This is a genomic window from Bacillus sp. SKDU12, from assembly GCF_010093085.1.
GTDB classification, from domain to species: Bacteria; Bacillota; Bacilli; order Bacillales; family Bacillaceae; genus Bacillus; species Bacillus mexicanus.
The window spans coordinates 1-22,517 of the sequence record NZ_MSRC01000003.1 but is presented as its reverse complement, the minus strand read 5'-3'; the positions used below and the strand labels follow the sequence as shown (position 1 = coordinate 22,517).

At 41.5% G+C, this 22,517-nt stretch carries 23 protein-coding genes and 3 pseudogenes; 14 read left to right on the top strand and 12 right to left on the bottom strand.

What is annotated here, in order from left to right:
• Nucleotides 1-96: 96 nt before the first annotated feature.
• Nucleotides 97-880: pseudogene (locus BTW01_RS01315) on the top strand (multidrug resistance efflux transporter family protein); the annotation flags it as partial.
• A 77-nt stretch (nucleotides 881-957) separates the two neighbouring features.
• Here BTW01_RS01315 and BTW01_RS01310 read toward each other — a convergent pair.
• A complete protein-coding gene (locus tag BTW01_RS01310) occupies nucleotides 958-1,770 on the bottom strand; it encodes a uroporphyrinogen-III synthase (protein ID WP_162101241.1) in 813 nt (270 codons plus the stop codon).
• Between the two features lie 175 nt (nucleotides 1,771-1,945).
• Between BTW01_RS01310 and BTW01_RS01305 the strand changes: the two genes are divergently transcribed.
• Complete coding sequence (locus BTW01_RS01305; protein WP_162101240.1) at nucleotides 1,946-2,134, top strand: hypothetical protein; 189 nt, start codon at nucleotides 1,946-1,948, stop codon at nucleotides 2,132-2,134.
• Between the two features lie 41 nt (nucleotides 2,135-2,175).
• Here the strand turns inward: BTW01_RS01305 and BTW01_RS01300 are convergent, their stop codons facing one another.
• Entirely contained in the window at nucleotides 2,176-3,354 is a 1,179-nt protein-coding gene (locus BTW01_RS01300; RefSeq protein WP_162101239.1) for a macrolide family glycosyltransferase, read from the bottom strand.
• Nucleotides 3,355-3,376: 22 nt separating this feature from the next.
• Nucleotides 3,377-4,567: a cytochrome P450 gene (locus BTW01_RS01295; protein ID WP_162101238.1), complete on the bottom strand. Its 1,191-nt coding sequence runs from the start codon at nucleotides 4,565-4,567 to the stop codon at nucleotides 3,377-3,379.
• A gap of 387 nt (nucleotides 4,568-4,954) precedes the next feature.
• Here BTW01_RS01295 and BTW01_RS01290 point away from each other — a divergent pair, with 387 nt between their 5' ends.
• Nucleotides 4,955-5,233: a hypothetical protein gene (locus tag BTW01_RS01290; RefSeq protein ID WP_162101237.1), complete on the top strand. Its 279-nt coding sequence runs from the start codon at nucleotides 4,955-4,957 to the stop codon at nucleotides 5,231-5,233.
• Nucleotides 5,234-5,264: 31 nt separating this feature from the next.
• Here BTW01_RS01290 and BTW01_RS01285 read toward each other — a convergent pair whose 3' ends face one another.
• The 4 genes from BTW01_RS01285 to fdhF form a co-directional block, all read right to left on the bottom strand.
• Nucleotides 5,265-5,891 carry an NUDIX hydrolase gene (locus BTW01_RS01285; RefSeq protein ID WP_162101236.1) on the bottom strand — a complete coding sequence of 209 codons (627 nt, stop codon included), beginning with the start codon at nucleotides 5,889-5,891 and terminating at the stop codon, nucleotides 5,265-5,267.
• Between the two features lie 76 nt (nucleotides 5,892-5,967).
• Nucleotides 5,968-6,615 carry a DUF4352 domain-containing protein gene (locus BTW01_RS01280; RefSeq protein WP_162101235.1) on the bottom strand — a complete coding sequence of 216 codons (648 nt, stop codon included), beginning with the start codon at nucleotides 6,613-6,615 and terminating at the stop codon, nucleotides 5,968-5,970.
• A 198-nt stretch (nucleotides 6,616-6,813) separates the two neighbouring features.
• The gene (locus BTW01_RS01275; RefSeq protein WP_162101234.1) at nucleotides 6,814-7,374 is read right to left on the bottom strand and encodes a DUF1641 domain-containing protein; all 561 of its coding nucleotides are present in this window, start codon (nucleotides 7,372-7,374) and stop codon (nucleotides 6,814-6,816) included.
• The gene (fdhF, locus tag BTW01_RS01270; RefSeq protein ID WP_162101233.1) at nucleotides 7,367-10,324 is read right to left on the bottom strand and encodes a formate dehydrogenase subunit alpha; all 2,958 of its coding nucleotides are present in this window, start codon (nucleotides 10,322-10,324) and stop codon (nucleotides 7,367-7,369) included. Before fdhF ends, BTW01_RS01275 begins: the two co-directional genes overlap by 8 nt.
• Nucleotides 10,325-10,475: 151 nt before the next feature.
• Here fdhF and BTW01_RS01265 point away from each other — a divergent pair, with 151 nt between their 5' ends.
• The 3 genes from BTW01_RS01265 (at nucleotide 10,476) to BTW01_RS01255 (ending at nucleotide 11,911) form a co-directional block, all read left to right on the top strand.
• Complete coding sequence (locus BTW01_RS01265) at nucleotides 10,476-11,051, top strand: YjgB family protein (RefSeq protein WP_162101232.1); 576 nt, start codon at nucleotides 10,476-10,478, stop codon at nucleotides 11,049-11,051.
• Nucleotides 11,052-11,151: 100 nt separating this feature from the next.
• Nucleotides 11,152-11,550 (top strand): DUF2809 domain-containing protein, encoded by a 399-nt coding sequence (locus tag BTW01_RS01260; RefSeq protein WP_162101231.1) that lies wholly within the window; start codon nucleotides 11,152-11,154, stop codon nucleotides 11,548-11,550.
• Nucleotides 11,551-11,743: 193 nt separating this feature from the next.
• On the top strand, nucleotides 11,744-11,911 hold the full coding sequence (locus BTW01_RS01255; protein ID WP_162101230.1) for a YjfB family protein: 168 nt from the start codon (nucleotides 11,744-11,746) through the stop codon (nucleotides 11,909-11,911).
• 232 nt (nucleotides 11,912-12,143) lie between these two features.
• Here the strand turns inward: BTW01_RS01255 and BTW01_RS01250 are convergent, their stop codons facing one another.
• Nucleotides 12,144-13,544: a polysaccharide deacetylase family protein gene (locus BTW01_RS01250; protein ID WP_162101229.1), complete on the bottom strand. Its 1,401-nt coding sequence runs from the start codon at nucleotides 13,542-13,544 to the stop codon at nucleotides 12,144-12,146.
• A 248-nt stretch (nucleotides 13,545-13,792) separates the two neighbouring features.
• Here BTW01_RS01250 and BTW01_RS01245 point away from each other — a divergent pair, with 248 nt between their 5' ends.
• Entirely contained in the window at nucleotides 13,793-14,005 is a 213-nt protein-coding gene (locus tag BTW01_RS01245; protein WP_162101228.1) for a spore coat protein, read from the top strand.
• A 145-nt stretch (nucleotides 14,006-14,150) separates the two neighbouring features.
• The gene (gene cyoE / locus BTW01_RS01240) at nucleotides 14,151-15,113 is read left to right on the top strand and encodes a heme o synthase (protein ID WP_162101227.1); all 963 of its coding nucleotides are present in this window, start codon (nucleotides 14,151-14,153) and stop codon (nucleotides 15,111-15,113) included.
• Between the two features lie 558 nt (nucleotides 15,114-15,671).
• Here cyoE and ybaK read toward each other — a convergent pair.
• On the bottom strand, nucleotides 15,672-16,154 hold the full coding sequence (gene ybaK, locus BTW01_RS01235; RefSeq protein ID WP_162101226.1) for a Cys-tRNA(Pro) deacylase: 483 nt from the start codon (nucleotides 16,152-16,154) through the stop codon (nucleotides 15,672-15,674).
• 200 nt (nucleotides 16,155-16,354) lie between these two features.
• Here ybaK and BTW01_RS01230 point away from each other — a divergent pair, with 200 nt between their 5' ends.
• From BTW01_RS01230 to BTW01_RS18235, 4 genes are all read left to right on the top strand, one after another.
• Nucleotides 16,355-16,747: a hypothetical protein gene (locus tag BTW01_RS01230; protein WP_162101225.1), complete on the top strand. Its 393-nt coding sequence runs from the start codon at nucleotides 16,355-16,357 to the stop codon at nucleotides 16,745-16,747.
• 615 nt (nucleotides 16,748-17,362) lie between these two features.
• The gene (locus BTW01_RS01225; protein WP_162101224.1) at nucleotides 17,363-17,725 is read left to right on the top strand and encodes a DUF1433 domain-containing protein; all 363 of its coding nucleotides are present in this window, start codon (nucleotides 17,363-17,365) and stop codon (nucleotides 17,723-17,725) included.
• Nucleotides 17,726-17,924: 199 nt separating this feature from the next.
• Entirely contained in the window at nucleotides 17,925-19,085 is a 1,161-nt protein-coding gene (locus tag BTW01_RS01220; RefSeq protein ID WP_238391385.1) for an aspartate phosphatase, read from the top strand.
• Nucleotides 19,082-19,234 carry a hypothetical protein gene (locus BTW01_RS18235; protein ID WP_202923583.1) on the top strand — a complete coding sequence of 51 codons (153 nt, stop codon included), beginning with the start codon at nucleotides 19,082-19,084 and terminating at the stop codon, nucleotides 19,232-19,234. The genes BTW01_RS01220 and BTW01_RS18235 overlap by 4 nt, the downstream gene beginning before the upstream one ends.
• A 494-nt stretch (nucleotides 19,235-19,728) precedes the next feature.
• On the opposite strand, the gene BTW01_RS01215 is transcribed toward BTW01_RS18235, so the two are convergent.
• Nucleotides 19,729-19,965 carry a hypothetical protein gene (locus BTW01_RS01215; RefSeq protein WP_162101223.1) on the bottom strand — a complete coding sequence of 79 codons (237 nt, stop codon included), beginning with the start codon at nucleotides 19,963-19,965 and terminating at the stop codon, nucleotides 19,729-19,731.
• Between the two features lie 166 nt (nucleotides 19,966-20,131).
• Nucleotides 20,132-20,551, bottom strand: coding sequence for a polymorphic toxin type 44 domain-containing protein (locus tag BTW01_RS01210; protein WP_162101222.1), 420 nt, complete (start codon nucleotides 20,549-20,551; stop codon nucleotides 20,132-20,134).
• A 296-nt stretch (nucleotides 20,552-20,847) separates the two neighbouring features.
• Between BTW01_RS01210 and BTW01_RS01205 the strand changes: the two genes are divergently transcribed.
• A complete protein-coding gene (locus BTW01_RS01205; RefSeq protein ID WP_162101221.1) occupies nucleotides 20,848-21,264 on the top strand; it encodes a DUF5412 family protein in 417 nt (138 codons plus the stop codon).
• Nucleotides 21,265-21,269: 5 nt separating this feature from the next.
• Here the strand turns inward: BTW01_RS01205 and BTW01_RS01200 are convergent.
• Nucleotides 21,270-21,388, bottom strand: a pseudogene (locus BTW01_RS01200) (peptidoglycan-binding protein); the annotation flags it as partial.
• Nucleotides 21,389-21,527: 139 nt separating this feature from the next.
• On the opposite strand from BTW01_RS01200, the pseudogene BTW01_RS18340 reads away from it, so the two are divergent.
• Nucleotides 21,528-22,517, top strand: a pseudogene (locus BTW01_RS18340) (ribonuclease YeeF family protein); the annotation flags it as partial.

The window sequence follows — 22,517 nt, the reverse complement described above, 5'->3', positions numbered from 1 at the left end:
CAGTTCGCAAAACATGCTGTTTTTCTCACGATTCCATTGATCTGCCTGCTATCGAATAGTATAGTATGAAAAAATAATGCCAGAATGAGGGATATCATGAAAGCCATTGTGGTCGGAATATTGGCTTCGCTCTTTTTTGCTGTAACTTTTATTTTAAACAGAGCGATGGAGTTGTCCGGAGGCAGCTGGCTTTGGAGCTCGTCGCTGCGCTTTATTTTTATGGTGCCGTTTTTATGTTTGATTGTCATCATGAGAGGGACATTCGCTCCTCTCTTACAGAAGATGCGGAAAAAGCCGTTATCTTGGATCAAATGGAGTTTTGCCGGATTCGTGCTTTTTTATGCGCCGATCACATTTGCGGCTGGATACGGTCCAGGTTGGCTTGTAGCTGGAACTTGGCAGATTACCATTGTAGCTGGTGTGCTCTTGTCTCCTTTGTTTTATATAAAAAAAAGACATGTCAGACGGTCCCCAGCTTGTTCGGGAGAAGATTCCCCTTGTTTCACTTGGCACGTCCGTCGTCATTCTGATCGGAGCGGCATTGATACAGCTTCAGCATGCTGAAGCTCTTTCTGGGAAGATGCTGCTCTTCAGTGTGCTGCCGGTTGTTATTGCGGCTTTTGCCTATCCGCTAGGGAATCGGAGAATGCTTAAAGAATACGGCGGCCGGCTTGATACATTTCAGCGCGTGCTTGGAATGACCTTGGCAAGTCTTCTGTTCTGGCTGCTATTTGCGGCTTACGGCTTGTGGTCAGACGGTCTCCCGACAGCAGAACAAATCGTTCAATCCTTTATCGTTGCCGTCAGCTCAGGCATCATTGCGACTGTTTTATTTTTCTGGGCTACTGATATGGTAAGGGATAACCCGCAAAAGCTCGCATGTGAGTGAGACTGTTCAAGAATGGATGATAGACAAAATCCGCTTTCTCCTTGAAAAGCGGATTTTTTGGTGTCTAGTTATTCCTTTTCTTCATAATACTTGGACAGCTCAACAATCATCGCGCCCATCCGTTCAATCTCTGGCGCAAGCAGTCTCGTGACGCCTTCTTCCCGCAGTGCTTCAGCAGTCACTTTTCCGACAGCCGCAGCAATGGCGCGCTCTTCGAATACTGTTTTTACTTCGTTGATATAGCCGCTCTTCTTAGCATAATTAAACAGCGATCGAACCTGAATGGCCGTTGTAAAACAAACAGCGTCGATCTCACCGTTCATCAGCTCCCTGCATAACCGCTCCACCATTTCCGCCTCAGGCGGAATATGCTGGTAAGGCAAAATCGACAGGACAGACGCGCCCTTTTTCTCAAGAAATGCTATGAGGGCCGGCGCGTTTTCTCCATGAAGCTGCACCATGACTGTTTTACCTGAAAAGTCGTGGGGTTCCAAGGAACGGATTAAGCCTCTTGTTGTCCCGTCTTCATCCGAAGCTTCAGGTGTGATCCCAAGCTTTTTCAGCGCAGCCAGCGTTTTATATCCCCTGCATGCTGCTTTTGCCTGACGAATCGCTTGCAGAAACTCGTTTTTCAGACCGATTTTCTCTGCCATATCAATAAGAGTCTCAGTGCCAATGCCTGTCGTGAAAATGACCCAGTCAGCCTTTTTCTCTACAAATGTTCTCAGGTCAGGCTCTACCTGCTTTTCTGCCAAGTAAACCGTTCCTTGGAGAGGCCGGATGACAGGTGTTCCGCCCTGTTTTTCAATGATGGTGCTGATTTCTTCTATTTTTCGGGAGCCCCCGATCACCACACGCTTTCCATGCAATCCTTTTCCCATACGTGTTTCCTCTCCTCTTTGCATAGGCTTTTTTATGTATACAAGCTTAATAAAGTTATTGTGGCGCAAACTATGGGAGAAATCAAGCTAAACTCAAGCCTCTAAATTCCATTGAATACGCCGGAGGCTTGCTGTAATATAAACAGCAGACACGTTTGCTAACGGGGGTTCAATCATGGAAACAAAAAAAGAAGAATATGAAACAAAAGGCTACGATACATCAATCATTTATGAATTCAACGCATATCCTGACGCTCACAGCGGGCGCTGCGATAACTGTGATTACACGCTGTTCAAAAGCTCTGTAAAAAGCGGGAAATTTCTTAGAGAATGCCGGAGATGCGGGATGAAAAAAAATATTTAACTAAAAAACCGAAATCAAATATATGATTTCGGTTTTTTGATTTATTGCGGGACAGCGGATTTTTTCATAAATGCTTCAATCGCAACCGCCGCGCGCTCCGCTCCACCTGCTTCTTTTACATCCTTTTGCATCTCCTTGACGCGGCTTAGCACTTCTCGGTCACTGGATACATCCTTCGCCGCTTTCTGGAGTCTGGAAACCGTCACTTCTTCTTTCGGCAAATAAACGCCAAGCCCCAATTCCTTAACATTCTTTGCAGTAAGCTCCTGCTCAAACATTTGCGGAATGACAACAAGCGGCACACCCGCATTCATCGCTTCCATCGTACTGTTCATCCCGCCATGGGAAATAAACAAATCGGCCTCAGCCAACACTTCAAGCTGCGGTACGCTTTGGCGAATGGTAAAATGAGCAGGGATGTCACCCAAACTTTCAGGATCAATCGATGTCCCGACCGACATGATCACTTGCCATGAAGAATCCCTAAATGCCTCAATGCACATCTTATAAAATTCCGGCCACGCGTTAAACGCCGTTCCCAATGAAATCAGCATAAGTGGCCGATCAGCTTTTTTAATCGACAAGCTTTCTTCTGCTGTCCGTTTTCCAAGAGATGGGCCGACAAAACAGAAACGGTCGTCGAACGTCTCATTCTTAATCTGAAAGGATTTCGGCATAAAGACAATATTTAAGTCTTCCGGCACAGCCATCTGTTCAAATGAAACAAGCGGCAATTGCTCTTGCTCCAAATAAGCTGTAAATTCAGCCTCTGCTTCTTTTATCTTTTTCAGCATCTCTTCACTGCCAAGCTGAAAGGATTCATTTTGGCCATATGTTGAATAGAGCTTGATAACCGGTACATGAAGTTTGTCAGCAAACAATTTTCCCGCCAGCGCGATAAAATCATAGATGATCAAATCAGGCTGATCGTCCTGATATACATCCTCCAGCTGAGGGAGAATGCTGAGTGATTCTTTCAAAATGTTGAGCGTCGTCTCATTCTTTTCCATCGTCTCCCTGATTTGCTTAGGATCGAGATTCAAGGATGTTTGATAGATCAACGCTTCTCCACCGGCTTTCTGAATACTGGGCGCAAACTCCTCTGTCGTCGCATACGTGACACGATGCCCCTTTTCACAAAGCTTCTCCACTAATGCAAGCGTAGGATTGACATGCCCGTACGCCGGGATGTTGATTATCGAAATATGATGCTTTTTCATGAATCACCAGTCTCCTTCTCTATTACATTTTCACACGGAAGTTCTTTAATCCGTATATCACGCTGTTTTCAATCGGTGTGATACTGACGTATTTCATACGAGGGAAAGCAGAAATCAAAGATGTTAGCGCGATATTTGCTTCAAGACGGGCAAGCGGCGCTCCAAGACAAAAATGGCTGCCGTGGCCAAACGCGATATGCGGATTAGGATGGCGATGAATATCAAACAGGTGGGCCTTATCGAACTTCGCTTCATCACGATTGGCAGATGCTACAAAAGCAAGAACCATATCATCTTTTTTAATGAGATGCCCCCCGATCTCTGTATCCCGCTTGGCAATGCGCCTTAAAACCGGTGCAGGCGCTCTGAAACGCAGGGCTTCCTCCACTGCCTGAGGCATCAATTCAGGATGGTTCCTCAGTTCCTCGTAAACACCTGGCGTTTCCAATATGCTGTACATCGCATTTGAAATCAGGTTTGTTGTGGTTTCATTGCCAGCCACCAATAGCAGTGTGCAAAACGGAATCAGTTCTTTTCCGGACAGCTTCTCGCCTGTTTCCTCCGCTTTCACTAGAATGGAAATGATATCCTCTGTCGGCTTATTTCGTTTCTCCTCGATGATGCCGGCAAAAAACGCGGCCAGTTCTTCCTCGCATTTGTTTCGTTCTTCTAAAAAAGATTTTTCAGCTTCTTCACTTTTGTCCTTCGGTGTGCTGACCAGAAGATCAGACCATGTTTTAAACTGATCCATATGCTCTGAAGGCACTCCGAGCAGCTCAGATATCACGATCACCGGAAGCGGGTATGAAAAGTCGCGCACAAGGTCAAACTCGTCTCGTCCCTGAATATTTTGAATCAGTTCATCTGTAATGTCTTGAATTCTCGGTTCCCATTGCTTCATGACACGCGGCGTGAAGGCTTTATTTACTACAGAACGGATCTGCGTATGCCTTGGCGGGTCCATGTTAATGATGGAATTCCCGATAGGGCTTGACTGCTGCGGCATGTGACTGGAAAACAGCTCTTTATCCCCAATGACTTTTTTGACATCATCATAAAGAAAAACGCTCCACACTTCGTTTTCTTCATCAAAGGAAACAGGCGCATTCTTTCTCATCGATTCGTACCACGGGAATGGATGATACGCATCCTGTTTATTTTTCCCATTGAGCAACGCTCGCTGCAAAATTTGCCGGCGGTTTAACACATTCATGCATTGTCACTCCCCTTGAAAGAATTCAGTAAATGACGTTCTCTTCACCTCCCGCTTTCAAAAAAGAGAGGGACGATCACATATAGACAAATTGATTACAGCAGGCAGGCGCTCATGATGTCCGATGCAGGCATCATATATTCCCTCTCGAATTTTGTCCATCTTACCATAATATCTCAATTTTGTTCTATTCAGCACTTCAACTTTGGCTTAAAACGGGATTTTAGGCATACGCATCCAAACTTAACTGACATTAAATCGCTTGAAATCCGGTGGAAAACACTCCGTTTTAAGCTAATAGAACTAACGTAAATAGTGACTTTTATATTATGTAAAATAAGCTGCTGCTATGATTGAATAGAAGGTAAAGGCGAAGGAGAGGACAACATGGCAGCACAGACTAATGTAAAAAAACACATTGTCGGCATCCTGCTTTCACTCGCATTTGTACTATTTGTGTTCTCTTTTTCTGAGAGACATGAAATACCGCTTGCTGAAGGAAAAAATCAGGAAAACTGGCATACTGTCGTCGACAAAGCAACTGTAAAGGTTTACGGCAGCCGATTAGTTGAAGAAAACAAATTAAAGCAGCAACTCGGCCATAAACAAGCCGATTCTGTTCTGACCCTTATGAAACTTGCCAATGAAAAGCATATTGCGCTATAACAAAGAAAGAGCCTTCTGGCTCTTTCTTTGTTTAATCAAATATCGTCTCTTTATCTGGATCACGCAGAAAGTTATACAGCATACTGAGCTGTGAAGGTGTGTTTCGTTTTAAGGAAAGCGGCGGGAGCCTATCTTCAGGAAAAAAAGCGGTATGATTCGTTTCAATTCCTGTTTCCCCCTCTCCGCCCGTTATGCTGCATTCAATGAAGATTTTATAGTAATGAAAAGGCTGTGGCGGATGAGGGTGTTTATGGCTGTCTAGCACAGCCAGCAAGCGGGACGGTTCGGTGTTGTATCCCGACTCTTCTTTGATTTCCTTGACTACGTTTTCAGCCGGTGATAAACCAATCTCGCAAAACCCGCCCGGCAGCGACCACAGCTCATCATGCTTCTCCCGGACAAGCAAAATCTGATCATCTCGGAATACTGCGCCGCGAACATCCGCTTTCGGAGTCGGATAACCTTTCTCATGTTTCCAAAGATCAGTGATGACTTCCATTTCCGTTTGCGAGTAATCCGCCATCATCTCTGTGCTGAGACTCATCAATTCTTCGTACCTTTCCCTGTCATACACATCCTTGGAAAAAGCAAGCCCCGCTTGTGCGATTGCCCGAATCCGCAGCGCCCGTTCCAGCCATTTGGTTTGCACGTTTATCACTCATCCTTTCACGTTATTTGCCACTATAAAAAAAGCACGTTCCCACTGATGAAAACGTGCAACTGTCAATCTATTTCTAATCTAATTTCACCAAATAATCCATATTGTCCTTCACTCTTTCTTCAACTTTAGTGGTTGTTAAATCAGTAGCTAAAAACGGATTATATACCAGTGTGTAATGTTTTTGCTCTCCTTTAGGGATGACATAACTAAGTACACCTGTAACCTTTTTCCCTGATGCTAGTGTTCCTCCCATAAGCAATCTGTCCTTCTCTTCTATAGAAAACACTGGCCGGACTGATTGATCATTCTTGTCTTTTAAGTCTATCCCGATAAAATTGTAGCTTATTGAGTCTTTCCCTATGTTTTCTATCGTAACTTCTATAATGAGCCGTTCCTCATCAGCTTTTATTGTTTTTGACTTAGAATCTACAGCTACTCCTCCAAATTCCGTATATTCACCTTTTTGCACGCTATCAACTTTATTCACTGTAAAATTCGTATGTCCTGCTTTAAATATTTCTCCTATTTTATGTATTTGATCATCTTGTTTAATCTTCGGCTCACCGTGTTTTTTCAATTCCTTATCGATTTCCTTTTTAAGCTCTTCTTCCGATTTTTTCTCTTTCGGTTTTTCTTTTTCTGACGCATCGCTCGATTGGCTGCACGCGGAAAGCGCAAGCCCGATCGTCAGGACAAATAATAGTATTAAGACTTTTTTCACGACTGTTCCCCCATCTAAAGTAATCGATTTCTATTATAATCAGATTTTACCTTTTCCTTACAGGTAAGAAAGTAACGTTTTTATCTATTTTATCCATTGCCAACTAACTATTTTTTAGCGTTTGGATATTTTTTACTAGTTCATTAGTCCTTTTCATCAAAAAAAACCGAACTGGCAGCAGCCAGCTCGGACAGATAGTCAATCTCGTTTATTCATATCTCTTTTCTCTCGGGGTTCCTGCTGCTGTTTTTGTTGTTCCGGGGGCTGCGTCGTTCGTTCCATCTCCTTTGTATCTTGTCCCATTCCTTTTAAAAATGAGAAAAGCAGTGTAATTGACTTGTTGATTTCCGGGTCTTTGAGCGAACGAATGATATCAAAATAACCTGTTTTTTCTTCGCTGTCCTTCTGTTCCACAGCGCTTGCCACACCCGCATTCACCTTCAAAATGAGAGGCTCCAGCTGTTTGACGTCCAGCATGCCGAGTGTTCCAAACAGCAGAAGCAGATTTTTAAGCGTGTTGGCTGTTTCCTCTGTATCTGCCTTTTTCACCAAAATCTCAAGGACTTTATCTCCTTGGCCAAAGAGGCCGCGGAGCAACGGGAGCACACCCCTCTCATTCATATGGCCCAGCATTTGCAGCGTTTCAAGAATGGCTTCCTTATTTTCGACTAATGCATCCTCAATTTCTTTCATGTCCTGCTTTCGCTGATCTTCTTCCGTTATCTCGATTTTCTGAATTCGCTTTATCGCTTTAGCCACGATGTCCAATCCCCCTTTTCACAGCATCGCCAGGGAAAATATAATCCTTCCGCGCCCATTTCTTTTGCACCTGCACACCAATTTGCGGCTGCGGATTGCCGTTGCGGTGATTGATCTTAGGCAGCGGATTGGTTCCGTCCTGCTTCAAAATCTCCATCTTAGCTGACGTTTCTTTGTATGCAGGCGTATCAGTATCCTTATCGGCATGGCTGCCTGTTAACAGATTGATCGCCGCTTCCCCTGAATCGTTCATTGGCAGATATACTTCCTTCCCTTTGACACGATCAGTAATCAAACACTTCACTTTGACATTTCCGAAAGGCGATGTGAGTCTGACAAGAGTTCCATCCTGAATCCCCCGTTCTGCCGCGAGTTCAGGAGAAATTTCTAAGAACACTTCAGGTGTTTTCTCCGAGATCCCTTTTGATTTGTAGGTCAGGTTTCCTTCGTGGAAATGCTCCAAGAGCCGCCCATTGTTGACATGGATGTCATATTCCTCACCGAACTCTTCAGGCTCTGTCCACTGAACAGGATAAAGAATGGCTTTGCCGTCCGGGAAAGGGAAACGCTCGGTAAAGAGTAAAGGTGAATCCTTTCCATCAGCACTTACAGGCCATTGCAGGGAGTTGTAGCCTTCAAGACGCTCATAGGTGACGCCGGCATAAATCGGCGACAGCATAGCTGCTTCCTTCATAATCTCTCCAGGGTGCTTATAGTTCCAGCCGGCGCCAAGTTTATTGGCAACCTCCATAATAATCTGCCAGTCCGGCTTTGATTCTCCAAGCGGCTCAAACACTTGATACAGCCGCTGAATCCGACGCTCTGTATTCGTAAAGGTTCCCTCTTTTTCAAGGCTCGGGCTCGCAGGAAGAACGACGTCAGCAAACTCGGCTGTACGTGAAAAGAAAATATCCTGAACCACAAAGAAATCAAGCTTTTCATATGCGGCGTGTACATGATTGATATTGGAATCGACCAGACCCATCTCTTCTCCTTTTACATACATCGCTTTCAGCTGGCCGGAGTGGATTTTTTCAATCATTTCGTGATTGGTCATGCCCGGCTCCTTCGGCAGCGGCACGCCCCATACCCGCTCGTATTTTTGGCGGACTTTTTCGTCGGTTACATTTTCATAGCCCGGCAGTTTGTCAGGCATGCTTCCGAAGTCACTTGCTCCCTGTACGTTATTATGGCCGCGTAATGGATAAGAGCCTGCTCCCGGTTTTCCGTAGTTACCCGTCACAAGCAGAAGATTAGAGATCGCTGTGCTCGTATCGCTTCCTCCAATATGCTGTGTCACTCCCATGGCCCATAATGCGCACACACTGTCAGCTTGGCTAATCATCTCAGCCATTTGGATCAATGTTTCTCGATCTATGCCGGTTTTCTCCTCGGCATATTCAAGTGTATACGGCGCCAGGCTTTTCACGTATTCATCCCGTCCGTTCACTTTTTCTCGTAAAAAGCGTTCATCAGCCTTGCCGTTTTCAATCAAATATTTGGCGATCGCATTCATCCAGACGATATCTGAACCGGCACGAGGCTGGACAAATAAGTCAGAGCGCTCTGCCATTTCGTGTTTTCTAATATCCGCTACGATCACTTTTTGCCCTCTCAGCTTATGGGCCCGTTTAATGCGTGTAGATAAAACCGGGTGTGACTCGGATGTATTCGAACCGATAATCAACACAAGATCTGCTTGCGCGATATCTGTAATTGACCCTGAGTCACCGCCATAACCGACTGTCCGGAACAGGCCGGCCGTCGCTGGTGATTGGCAATAGCGGGAGCAGTTGTCAACATTATTTGTACCGATAATCCCTCTGGCTAGCTTTTGCATGAGATAGGATTCTTCATTTGTACATTTAGAAGATGTAATAAAAGCAAGTGAATCTGGGCCATACTCTTCTTTTAAATCTGTGAACTTGCTGGCAATCAGCGAAAACGCCTCCTCCCATTCCGCTTCACGGAAAGAATCGCCTTCACGGATGAGCGGCTTCGTCAGGCGCTCCTCACTGTTCACAAAATCCCAGCCAAACTTCCCCTTCACACAGGTGGAAATTCCGTTGGCTGGCGCTTCCTCCTGCGGCTCGACTTTCAGAATATCTCTGCCCTTCGTCCAGACATCAAAGCTACAGCCGACACCGCAATAGGTGCATACAGTTTTCGTTTTCTTGATTCGTTCATCACGCATGGCAGATTCCATATCAGAAATAGTGAGGATTGAGCCGTACCCTGTCTCAACGCCCTTCGTGATTTCGATCATCGGACGGAGTGCTTCGTTCTCAATACCGGTTAAATACCCTGCTTCCCCTTCCATTCCTTTTTCCATCATCGCGTTACACGGACAGACAGTTGAGCAGTGGCCGCATGACACACAAGACGACTCATTGATCGGCACATCGTTGTCCCAAATGACGCGCGGGCGTTTCCGCTCCCAGTCAATGGTCAGTGTCTCCGTTACTTGAACGTCTTGGCACGCCTCAACACAGCGTCCGCACAAAATACATTGATCTGGGTCATACCGATAAAACGGGTGAGATTCATCCTTATGATAAGGCTTGTGATCAAACGGGATGCTTTGGTGATTGATTTTCATTTCCTTCACCGTATTATGTATTTCGCATCCTCCGTTGTTGTAATCGCAAACTGTACAATAAAGCTCGTGATTATATAATATCTTGTCCATCCCGATGACCTGTGCTTTCTTCACATCAGACGAAAGCGTATCAATGACATCCCCATCCTTTAATTCAGCGGAGCACGACCTCTTCAGCTCACCATTGATGCTGACAATACACGTATCACATGTTTCAATCGGCCCTAAGCTTGGATGATAGCAAACTTGCGGCACTTCAATCGAGCTGTTATTCAAAAGCTGCAGCACCGTCTGTTCTTCGGACGCTTCCATTTCAACGCCGTTAATAGTGATTTTTTTCTGTTCAGCCATCTCCATTCCCCTTTCTTACTTATATATATACCGCCGAATTACCTATTTCTCTTCCCTTACAAGAAACCAACAAAACATACATAGCGCATTCACATGTTTTATTGCATAAACACCGGGAAACGAGATGGTAAATGAAAAAGGAGGGATCTGCATGAAAAAAACAATGTCTGTTTTAACCGCGGCAGCAGCACTGATAGGCTCTCTATCCGGCTTGGGTGCAGCTTCCTTTTCAACACCAGCTAAGGCGGCAGCCCAAACATCCCCGCTCTCTGAAAACACGAACCAATCAGCAGCCGAGCTTGTCAAAAATCTATACAACACCGCCTACACAGGGGGAATGCCTCAGCAAGCGCAGGGCCTTACGGTTAACAAAAGTACAAGAGGCGATGTCCACGCCCAATTAGGCGAACCGGAACGACCAGCTGGAGGAGACAATCAGTTTGATTTATATCATTGGAATATGGGGAACCCGGGCTATGGATTTTCCTATCATAAAGACATGACTATTTCAGAAATCCGCTATTTTGGAACTAGTGTGGAACGGCGCTTGAATTTAGGCGGGGTAACGCCGGAAGTGCTTCAGAATCAATTAGGTCCCGCTAATCGAATATTAACCGTCCCGTTTACTGATGAAATCGACTATGTATATGACACAGGCCGTTATGAACTTCATTTTGTCATCGGCAAGGACCAGACCGCTGACCATGTAAATCTTCATGCAAAATAACCCTTTTCCGCGGCTGCTCAGCCGCTTTTTTATTGGACAAATAGAAGCTATATTCCTTACAATACACGGGAGATGAAAAGAGACGGGAGATCAGTTTTCTATGAAACGAAATCGATGGATATATGCAGCTCTCACCTTTGTGATCATAGGTCTGGGGCTGGGCTCCAGAACATTCTCCAGTGTTCTGCCTGATATCGTCAATACATATCTCGGAGACTCGCTGTGGGCTGCCATGATCTTTACAGGCTGCGGGTTTTTATTTCAAAAATTGAAAACAATGAGGACGGGCATTATCAGTCTTTCTTTCTGTTTTATTATTGAATTCAGCCAACTGTATCACGCCGAATGGATCGACAGGATCAGAGATACGACTCTTGGTGGACTTGTGCTGGGGTACGGATTTTTATGGAGCGATATCGAAGCGTATACAATGGGAATTGCCGCCAGTGCCGCTATCGAACTGTTTGTTCTGAATAGTAAAAAGCGACACAATATGTGACGCTTTTTTTCATCCTCATATACCAATATTCATCCTCTCTTTGCTGTTATTCCATTGAAAACAGCTTTATAACATCGGAATTTTTCAAAAGTGTACGGAATGCCCAGTATAATGATCAAGAGAGAAAATTAATCCGTATTCCTCTGTAAAATCATTCAAAACCGCCGATAGGTAAGGCATAGGAGGTGGAACGATGGATATTCCTGCTTTATCAGTTGCGATGCATCAAGCATCCCTTGCCCAAAATGTTGATATCGCTTTAACGAAAAAGATGCTGGACACGGCCCAGCAAAATGCCGATCAAACCTTAAAGATGATTCAGCACCCAACGCTCGGAAAAACCATTGATGTAAAAGCTTAATCTCTTATCAAAGACGGCCAGAACTCCATCCTCCCGGCCGTCTTTTTTTGATTTTCACGGGATATCGTAATGCGAAGTAGGCCCGCAACACAAAAAAAGAGATTCTGTGGGCGGCAACTTAAAGCTGCATCCGGCCAAAATCTGTTTTCAGCAAGTATTCGGAATCCGCCCCAAATGCCTGAGGTGTATTAAAAAGAAAAAAGACTGCCCAAACCGCGGCAGCCTTTTCGTATTACTTCGCTTCTCTTTGTTTTTTTACCTCTTCAAGCTGAGAGACCGTTACCAATTGATAGCCTTGGTCGGTGAGCTTTTGGATAATTTCAACCGCCGCATCAGCAGAGGTCTTGTAAATATCGTGAATCAAGATGGTTCTTCCATCTCCCGCCTGCCTCATGACACGGTCAACAATTGTTTTTTTATTACGGTCTTTCCAATCTTCTGGATCAACATCCCATAACGCGATATCCATTTTCATTTGACTGCGCAGCTCATCATTAATGCCGCCGTATGGAGGTCTGACAATCGTCGGACGGTATCCGCTTGTTTTTTCAATGATATCTTGCGTATCATTGATCTGCTTTAACGCTTCTTTCATCGAAAGCCTTGTAAGAAGCGGATGACTCCATGAATGGTTTCCCACCTCATTTCCTTCCTTCAGTATTCTTTTTAGCGTTTCCGGATAATACTGCACCCTGCTCCCGAGAACAAAAAACGTGGCATGTCCCTTATATTTATTCAAGGAGTCTAAAATCTGATTTGTTGTCGCAGGATTCGGGCCGTCATCGAAAGTAAGCGCAATGACTTTTTGATTTGGATCAACCGTTTCCTCTTTAGGCAAAGAGATGACTTCATTCTTCGGCTTATGTTCTTTGATTTTATTTTTGTTTTTTACTTTATCCATATATTGTTCTTTCACAATGTCTTTCAAAACGCTTTTCTTAACCGCAATCGATTGCTCTCCAAGGTTGCCTGCTGCGACCTGATATGTATCAAAATAAAATTCGATATAATCCTCCTTGATGGCAAAGCGGCTGAAATTTTCTTTTTTCGGTGCCGTTCCTTCCTTTAACAGCGCATCATTCGCAGCAATGTCTTTATTCTTTTTCAGTTCATGATAAGAGATTAACGAAAGCTGATGTAAATAGTCGGCGTCCTCTTTGAAAATATCATCAATTGAAAGAAAAGCTTGCTTACTAAAATCATAGTTAAACGTTTTTTTCACAGTTTGCCCGTGTGCACCGCCGATATATTTATATTCATTAAATACAATCGCTACGGTCTGCTTAGCATAATGGACTATTTTATAATCAACATTTAATTCGTTTCGTTTTGTCGCATGCTCCTGATTGACACCTTTTGTTTCTTTTTGAAATTGGTGAATCTCTTTCTCTGCGAATCTCTTTAAAACCGAATCTATTTTTTCATTTTTGAAAACGGGATAGTTAACTGCGTAATTGAAGGTTTTCCCGTCATTCACCATTGTGGCGATCTCCACATTCCCATACTGAGAATCAGTTTTCACTTTATTCATGACCGGTTCTTTTTTCAATGAATTGTGGAAAAAGCCGATAAAGCCCGCCACACATACAACTGCGATTAAAATATGAAACCATTTGATTCTTTTTGCCAACAACACAAATTCCTTCTTTCGTAACCATTTCGAATTCTCTTTCATTAATAAGCACTGTATCTGTTAAGAAATAATTTTGTAACATAAAAGTAATATTTATTTCACATTTGTAATACTATGAAATTTAGTAGTTCTTGTCAATCCTTTTCCCAGGATTTCATCATAAAAAACCGATTTCATGAATGTACATACACCTAACATAAACATCAAGAATATGGTAAAAGGAATAAAAAACTAGGGAGGTTTTCCTCTTGGATTATTCTTTGAATGAACAGATCCTTGAACAAATGATACCTTATGATGAAAGACAGCCTTATTATCCGCGCCCGAGACCGCCATTTTATCCCCCTTATTACCCAAGACCTTTTTATCCGCGCCCGCCTTATTATTACCCGCGCCCACGCCCGCCTTACTACCCTTGGTACGGTTACGGCGGAGGATATGGCGGAGGATACGGATACTAAACACTACATCAAAATGGGGGCAGTCCAGCTCCCTTTTTTCATTTTAAAAACGACAATACCTTGACAAATATAGGAAAAATTTGCGATTTCATAGCCAGCTTGTTACGCTGACAATAGTATGCAGTTTTTTTAGGGGGCGTCTATTTTGAAGAATACAAGTGATTCTGCGGCTATATCTGAAACGCCATACATAAAACCTTCAAATCGGGTAACCATTTACGATTTTATTCAACTTGCAAAACCCGGCATTATCATATCCAACTCGATAGCAGCCTTCGGTGGATTTTGGATTGCGTTTGCAAGTGCAGAAAAACCGCTATCCGTAATGGCATTTTTGATCACAGTGGCGACAGCCATACTTGGAACCGCGTTTGTCATGGCTTCTGGGACTGTTTATAACAACTTTTTTGATCGGCACATGGACGCAAAAATGGCACGCACCCGCGGCAGAGCCTCAGTCACAGGGAAAATGCCGCCAGCCATGATCTTAACGTATGGCTCTGTTTTAGGAATCTTAGGCCTTGCGATGCTGTATTCCCTCAATCTGATCACAGCCCTTCTCGGACTGGCTGCCTTTATTTTTTATGCGGTTATCTATACAGTATGGGTGAAACGAACCTCGTTGTGGAGCACATTTATTGGGAGTTTCCCAGGAGCTGCGCCGCCATTGATGGGGTACTGTGCCGTAACCGGAGATATCAATGTGACTGCGGTGCTGTTGTACACGGTCATGTTTTTGTGGCAGCCCCCGCATTTTTGGGCAATTGGGATCAGGCGCAAGGCGGAATATCAGGCAGCAGGCATCCCGCTCTTGCCTGTTGTAAAAGGAAATCATGTAACAAAAATAAAAATGATTCAATATATTGCGGTTCTGGTTCCAGTCACGCTATTATTTCCTTTTACTCTCGGCCCCGACCGTATCAGTCCATTTTATTTCTTAGCCGCCTTCGTTCTGGGAGGCATATGGATTAAAAAAAGCATCCGGGGATTCAAAACAGATGATGACGTGAAGTGGGCAAAGGATATGTTTGTCTACTCGCTCATTTATTTTTGCTTGCTGTTTTTCATCATGATGATTGATTCATTTGTGATGTTTTTGATTAGATGATGTGATGCAAAAAGAGCCACACATTAATGTGACTCTTTTTTGTTTGGAAAAACTGCATCTAATAGAAATGTTACGGCAAAAAACACAGCCATACAAATCAAAAATCGTACGAGCTCACTCAAAATCCAGCTATCTGCAATACGCATACCATCGGTTTCCCGCAGGCTCGCGCATATTACAAAAATCATAAGTATGTTTTTAAAATTTTCTTTGTTCATGAAATACCATCGCTTTCTTGTCATGATGAAGTAATGTCCAGGCACACAGATGAAAGCCGCTTCTAAGACAGCAGATCTTTCGGGCCAAGCTGCAGATGGTCTGCTGCTATTTCTTAAAAATATAAAATCATAAAGCCAACACAGGAAAAGACAGTACGTCCTCTCGGGTTAAGCTAAAAAATAACTAAGCTATATATCTCGTTCTTCAATCATCAGATTTATACTTGTAACTCATCATGACTTTCATTCAGATTTTCGTCCTCAATACGGTTTGAAACATATTTGAACGAGATGTATAAAAAGTGTAGTTTATGTGAGTAGTATTTTCTCTCGCTGCCAGCTATACAATTTCTGCAAATACCGCATCACTTGCTTTGGCTAAATCTTGCGGCGCCAACTTAAGCTGCATACCGATTTTTCCTGCACTGACAATGATAAAATCAAGTGATTCAGCGGTTGAATCAATATAGGTCGGAAACCATTTTTTCATGCCAATTGGCGAGCAGCCCCCGCGAACATAGCCTGTCACCCCCAGCAGCTCCTTCATGGCAATCATTTCTATTTTCTTTTCTCCTGCCGCTTTCGCTGCCTTTTTCACATCCAATTCCTCAGCAACTGGTACAACAAAGACGTAATAGCGATTTGCGCCTGCTGTTGCCACCAATGTTTTATATACATAATCTGAGGAATAACCGATTTTTTCTGAAACAGAGATGCCATCTGTCGGTTGGCCGCCTTCTGTTTTATACCCTAATAACTCATAGGAGATGTTCTGCTGTTCTATCAAACGAACCGCGTTGGTTTTCGCCATTTTTTTCGCCATACTTTACCTCCACTATCGAATTTATGTATATCTTCTTCATTGAAGTTAATATATAAATTCTATCATCAGAAGCTGCCATATTCTACTAACCTGTATTGTCAACAGACGGCTTTTCTTTTAATAAACATGAAACAAAACAGGAATGAACGAAAAACGTCCGCATACAATTGGTATGAATGTAAAACTAAGGAGTGGTTGCTTTGTATCATTACTTTTATGGTCCTGCGTTAATCCCTCACTTCACACATACTCCTGCCTCTCAAAGAAGCCCAGACTCAGAAAGACAGCGAAGAAGAGAAATCACATTGAATGTAGATGGCACTATCCCTCCATCTTCCGCTGAGGATCTCGGAAATGGTTTTTATTCTTACGCATGGACGAACCAGCAGATCATAAATCCCGGTGAATACCTTGTTTGTTATCTCGAAGGAAGGAGCATAAACGTGGTGAATGGCGGATTCACTCCACGCGATACTGCTCCATTGTATGCAATCGCAAGCTTTCCAAGGAGAAGAAATCAATGGGCCATTATCCTTCATAATCCTGTTCAAACCCAAAGAGCCATCTCGCTTTATTTGATTGCAAAAAGATAACACAATGTGCTCCGCAGAAATAGAAAAACACAGCAAGGAGTACTTTTCTCCAAGCGTTTTCCCTGTATGCTGAGCGTCTCTCCCCTCTATCGATTAAGGAGCCTTTTAAGAACTTAGGATCTCCATTTGTACACCAATCAAAAGACTTTATATGCTGGCTTTATATTACAATTTCAAAAACTTTAAACTTAACAAAAAAGCAGCCCTATACCTTTTTTATATAGGCGCCTGCTTTTTTTAATTTTATGTAATTGTCAGCGTTTAATAATTTGTCTTTTCTTTATGAGCTTCACAATAAAACTTCTGTTCTCTGTGGCAGTTGTCAGCATAGCCGCATTTTCATTAAACCTTTGCACCAATGCTAGCCTTTCCTTCAAATGGAGAAAAATAACGCAACATAGATCTCTGCAATCACTTGTTGAGCTGAAGAAAAGTCTGATGCGCTTTTTGTGTCTTCTTTTAGGTTCTGGCAATGAGTTTTCAGACTCGTACCCAACAGTTTTTTAGTTCTTCATTTTGTTGCAACCGCCTGTCAAACTCGTAGATAGTCATATGCATCACTCATATACACAGCCCCCCATCCTATTGTAAAATAAAGGCGGAAAGGATGGTTTTATGAAGAAAGCCATAATTACACTTACTACTCTAGCTCTTATAACATTTATAGGGCTTTTCATGAAGGAACAACACGACAAAAAAATTGAAACGCAAGAAGCGAAAAAAGAAGAATTGTATTCCTTGGCTAAAAAAAGAATGAATGATTTTATTGGAACAAACTATAAAGATATTAAACGAGTCGATTACACAGATGATTTTGACATTAATCCAATGGGCGGTATTGAAATTAATGGTTACCTCAATGGAAATAAGAAAAAAGAAATCTGGGGTATCTATGATAAAGGTAATGATGAAGTTATATCTTTCACTGTGGATGCAACCGAAAAGCCCGAGTGCGAAGACAAAGTATGTGAGTATTAATAACCAACCCTTCACAGAATGTGAAGGGTTTTCATGTATTCTCCTTTATCTAGTTAAACTTGAGAGCTAAGTCACTTTCTAAAAAATACGCTAGACACAGTGATAACTATCTCACTTATTAAAAACGATTACATTGTCTCCTTAAAAAATTGCGTTATGCCGAAAATTTTTTCAATATATTATATTTCATGCTAGAGTTGTGTTAACATTTGATCGAGTATTTTGTCAGAAAGAGGGGTTTATTATGAGTAAACTTGCTCCTGAGTGTATCGCTAATTCCTTAAATGAATGGTACATGGCTATTAAACAGCAGAATGTTGAGGCTGCTGAAAAATGTTTAAAAAAGGTCAGCTCTCTATTTGATGACTTGGATGAAAATCAAGAAATATTGATGTATCACTCTCTGCTGAAAGAAAGACATAAAATGATGCTGTATCAAGTGAAAGGAACAGATTTCCCAAAGCATTCCTACTTCAACAAAGAACACGCAAGAAACATTCAAAAAACAGATAACATGATAGAGTATTATTTCTTTTTGTTTGAAGCATTATACGAATCCTACAATCGAAACTTCGAGAATGCCATCAGCCTATTTAAAATTGCTGAGAAAAAATTATCCAATATTCCTGATGAAATGGAAGCTGCTGAATTTTATTCTAAAGTGGCATCTATGTACATGATGCTCCGCCAGAGTATTGTTTCATTAAATTATATTAACAACGCACTCACCATTTATAAAGGCAATGAACTTTACAAAAGGAAATATGCAACCGCACTAATGGTTGTAGGAACTAACTATACAGATCTCGGCCAATTTGATAAAGCTGAAGAAGCTTATTTTCAGGCCATTAGGATGTCAAAAACTCTTGATGATCAATTTTTCGAAGCACAAATCCATCATAATTTAAGTATTACATACTCATCAGCAAAAAAATCCCAAAACTGTCTCAACGCTCTGAGAAAAGCCATCAGAAATAAAGAATGGCGGCAATCAGTCTATTACATTAACTCTCTCTATATGATTACCAAAGAGTTATTTCTCATGGGTGAAAAAGATAAAGCTGTCTATTATTACAAAAAAGGACAGGAAAATCTAACGCAAAAAGAGAATAAATTGTATGAGGCTAAAATAAACATCATTTATGCACTTCTTCAAGATAATCAAAACGAAACGATTGAGAAATGCTGGCGTTATATTCATTTCCTTCAAGAAAAGAATGACTTAGACAGTGTGCATGATCTATCCTTGATTATCTCTCAATACTGCGAGGCGAAAGAATGCTATAAGGATGGGCTTGAATTTTCCAAACGAGCTATTTTAGCCGAAAAGAAAATGAGGCAGTTGGAGGGAATGGGATGAAAAGATTAATACTTCGTGTGTCTGTTACAGCTATTATCGTAAGCGGGTTAGCTGCAGGCGCTGGTTTGTTTGCTCAGTCAGACTTCCATTTTAGCGAAAAACCAGTTGGAACTGATATGCAAATAGCAGAGAGACCAGTTGGCACTTAATAAAAAGTGAGGGGTATAACATGACAAAAGGCGTAAAAATAACATTGTGGAGCATCCTAGCCATATTCATCGTGTTAACAATAATAGGAATTGTATCTTATTATCAAACCCCGTCAGTGTAAGTAAGCTTATCTTTAAAGAGCAAGGGTTGCCCCATAAAATAAGACAAACAAAAAACACCTTCAAGTTTGAAACGGATGATTGTTATTCGACATTAGACTTGGAGGTGTTTTTTCTATGAGTTCAAGAGTGAGTTGAGTTTAATCCCTTAACTTGTTAGGATCATTGATATTGCGCCTCTAACCGCCAGTAAATTCCGATTAAAGTCGAACCAGCGACCTTCCCCCTGTTAAGGCAGTGATTATATTCCGACACGAATAGAAGTCTTATTTTTAAAATTTTAAAGAATTCGCTAACACGCATTTCTTATAAAAACCCATTTATTTTGACTGAAAATGAACAAGCTGCTCCCCAATTCGCATTATAAATTAACGTTAATTTCCCACTAGACCTGCCATCAAAACGCCCATCACAATTAAAAATAAGAGGAAAAGAATACAAAGTGCTAGGATAACAAAAGAAATATACTTAGCAATTCCTTTAGGCGATTTGATTGCTAAAATACTCCCAACGACAATTCCTAGCATTCCAAGCGCCCAATGAATATGAGGCAGAAAACACAATGTAAATAACAGGATGATAAGCGACACTATCCCAAAATATTTCCTCATTTCCCTCCTCCTATTCCTCCATTAAACTAAACTTATAAATTCTCATTTTATTAAATTTGATTCATGTATTGCAACATATTTACAAAAGCAATGCCCTCCTCTTTCTCTAATCTCTTTTCTCCTTAACACTTAAAGCATCTAACTGTTTATATAAATTAGTAATAGATTAAGGCGAAACAGACCGGACAGTAAATGTATCTATGCTTTTGGACGATATACTTGCTTTATTCCAATTCGTGATTAGCCAGTTATTTTTGTAAATTCGTAATCCTAAATCAATCATCTTTTGATCTTGTGGATCATTAAAATAAGATTTATACCACTTTACTCTACTTGTACCACTATAAATTTGGTAAGCACCAGCAGCTGTTCTTAAGAATGAATCAGAGAAACCTGCAGCTCTACCAACATAACTATAGTGAATGTTACCTAAATCTTCTCCTGTAGGGTTGTAACAACCACCTTTTGTGTCAAAAATATATATTTTCTTGGGACCGAATTTTAGTTTGTAATCCCATGGACCACCTGTTTTTATCTTACTGGCGGATTCTCTTCCTGTCCCTATCGGATAAGTACTGTCATTCATTGCATAATAAGCTATTTTAATTGTGTTTTGCTTAATTTTTGCAGAAAAATCAGTTGTAATATTTTTCAGGATTCATTCCTATAACACATATAGATAATAGTACTCAATGATATTAAAATTTTCTTCAACATTAACTCTCTTCAGTTATTGCCGAGACTCCATATAACTATAAATATGAATATTATTCCATTTCACTTGACATCTTTAAGGTTATTTTAAGGGAAATTCCAACTATTAAACTCTCACATCATTTATTATTATTAGAGGAATTCCTCAAAAAATAGGAGGCCTATATAGTGCATAACAAAGAACAGTTTGTTGAAAAGGAATTAGAAATTTTAAAAAAGAAAACTCGAAATAGAGTTATTATTGGCTTTTCATCTGTATTGTTGTTGATTATCCTTGCTCTTTCATATTTTATATACAACCACTTTTTTTCAATGAACAGCCTGCCTAAAGGTGAATATCTTGAATCTTATTCATCACCAAACAATGACTACAAAATCAATATTTACAGAGCAAACGGCGGTGCTACTACTGACTACGCTGTTAAAGGCGAACTGGAAAATACCGAGAATGGCAAGAAGAAAAATATTTATTGGGAAAATGATCAAGAGAATGCAAAAGTTACATGGATAGACGAGGATCATGTATCTATTAATAAAAAAGTTTTAGATATTAATATAGATACTTACGATTTTAGAAGAGAATAAAAGCCTTACTTATTAGGAAGGTTTTTTTTAAGTAAGCTCTCTAACTTAGCTTCGTTTTCGGCCCATAAACGCCATCAGCCTTTAATCCATTCATCAGCTGGAACCGTCTGACTGCGTCATCAGTTCCCAAACAAATAAGCCGGATAGGGAAATTGACACAGATCAAATGATTCATTTCGCACTTTTGAATCACATAGCTGTCTATTTCTTCATTTTCCCATGGTAAAATCTTGTTGGAGCTATTCAAACGAAAGGATATGATCATGAAAGTATTTGAAGCTAAATCACTGCTTTCAGAAGCAGATAGACGCGCAAAGGAATACAAGGAATTAAGAAGGCAGATGGTCAATCTAAAAAAAGCTTTTAAAGCTGTAGCTGATTTAGATGACAGTGAGTTTTCCGGCAAAGGCGCCGACAACATTAAAGCATTTTATCAAGACCACGCCGGTGTAGCTGACAATTGGATTGACTTACTTGATATGAAAATTGCTTTCTTGACAAGCATTTCAGGCACTTTAGAGGACGCCAGCTTATCTGATGCATATATAGAAGAATCCTTCTTAGAACACGAACTGGCTAATGCTTACACAAAATCAAAAGCGATTATGTCTGAACAAAAGAAAGCGATGAAAGATATCCTACATGATATCGACGATATTCTTCCGCTTGATTTGTTCTCGACAGAAACCTTTAAAGACGAACTCGCCGATACGGAGAACCAACGCAAAAAAAACAGTCAATAAAATAGACAGCGCTGACGAAGCACTTGTTTCTGAATATGCCCAGTCAGAGCCAAACGAGCAATTCATCAAGAAGGACTTCCAAAAGCTTGAGGAATCCACTGGCAAGGGTAAGAATGCTACACCTATCCACTACAATGCCAAGGCATACCGTGAAAGTGACATACATAAGAAAAAAGGCGATATCTCGAAACAGACAGAAGCCTATTTGAAGATCAAGAAAGACGAAGCTAAAGAGCGAGAAATCAAGGATTTAAAGAAGAAGCTAGCAGACGGTGTGACGGATCCAGATGAATATTTAGACATTGCCAAGAAGGTCGGATATGAGAACCTTACCCCTGAACAGCTCCAGTACGCAGTGCAGCTTGAACAAGCAAAACAGCTGAAGTCCGTCGGTGAAAGTATCATCAATGCCGGCAAGACAGTAATTGATTTCGTTGACGGAGTTGATGATGGTATTGACGATGTGATTGACGATACCATATATGGCATTAAAGACTTGGCTGTGGGCGC

Excerpts from the sequence above, each read along its gene's own strand:
- BTW01_RS01310 (WP_162101241.1), bottom strand. The coding sequence starts at position 1,770 with ATGGGAAAAGGATTGCATGGAAAGCGTGTGGTGATCGGGGGCTCCCGA.
- BTW01_RS01295 (WP_162101238.1), bottom strand. The coding sequence starts at position 4,567 with ATGAATGTGTTAAACCGCCGGCAAATTTTGCAGCGAGCGTTGCTCAAT.
- BTW01_RS01260 (WP_162101231.1), top strand. The coding sequence starts at position 11,152 with ATGAAACGAAATCGATGGATATATGCAGCTCTCACCTTTGTGATCATA.
- ybaK (WP_162101226.1), bottom strand. The coding sequence starts at position 16,154 with ATGGCGAAAAAAATGGCGAAAACCAACGCGGTTCGTTTGATAGAACAG.
- BTW01_RS01215 (WP_162101223.1), bottom strand. The coding sequence starts at position 19,965 with ATGAGGAAATATTTTGGGATAGTGTCGCTTATCATCCTGTTATTTACA.
- BTW01_RS18235 (WP_202923583.1), top strand. The coding sequence starts at position 19,082 with ATGAAAAGATTAATACTTCGTGTGTCTGTTACAGCTATTATCGTAAGC.
- BTW01_RS01210 (WP_162101222.1), bottom strand. The coding sequence starts at position 20,551 with ATGAATGACAGTACTTATCCGATAGGGACAGGAAGAGAATCCGCCAGT.
- BTW01_RS01265 (WP_162101232.1), top strand. The coding sequence starts at position 10,476 with ATGAAAAAAACAATGTCTGTTTTAACCGCGGCAGCAGCACTGATAGGC.
- BTW01_RS01300 (WP_162101239.1), bottom strand. The coding sequence starts at position 3,354 with ATGAAAAAGCATCATATTTCGATAATCAACATCCCGGCGTACGGGCAT.
- BTW01_RS01290 (WP_162101237.1), top strand. The coding sequence starts at position 4,955 with ATGGCAGCACAGACTAATGTAAAAAAACACATTGTCGGCATCCTGCTT.
- BTW01_RS01305 (WP_162101240.1), top strand. The coding sequence starts at position 1,946 with ATGGAAACAAAAAAAGAAGAATATGAAACAAAAGGCTACGATACATCA.
- BTW01_RS01225 (WP_162101224.1), top strand. The coding sequence starts at position 17,363 with ATGAAGAAAGCCATAATTACACTTACTACTCTAGCTCTTATAACATTT.
- BTW01_RS01255 (WP_162101230.1), top strand. The coding sequence starts at position 11,744 with ATGGATATTCCTGCTTTATCAGTTGCGATGCATCAAGCATCCCTTGCC.
- fdhF (WP_162101233.1), bottom strand. The coding sequence starts at position 10,324 with ATGGCTGAACAGAAAAAAATCACTATTAACGGCGTTGAAATGGAAGCG.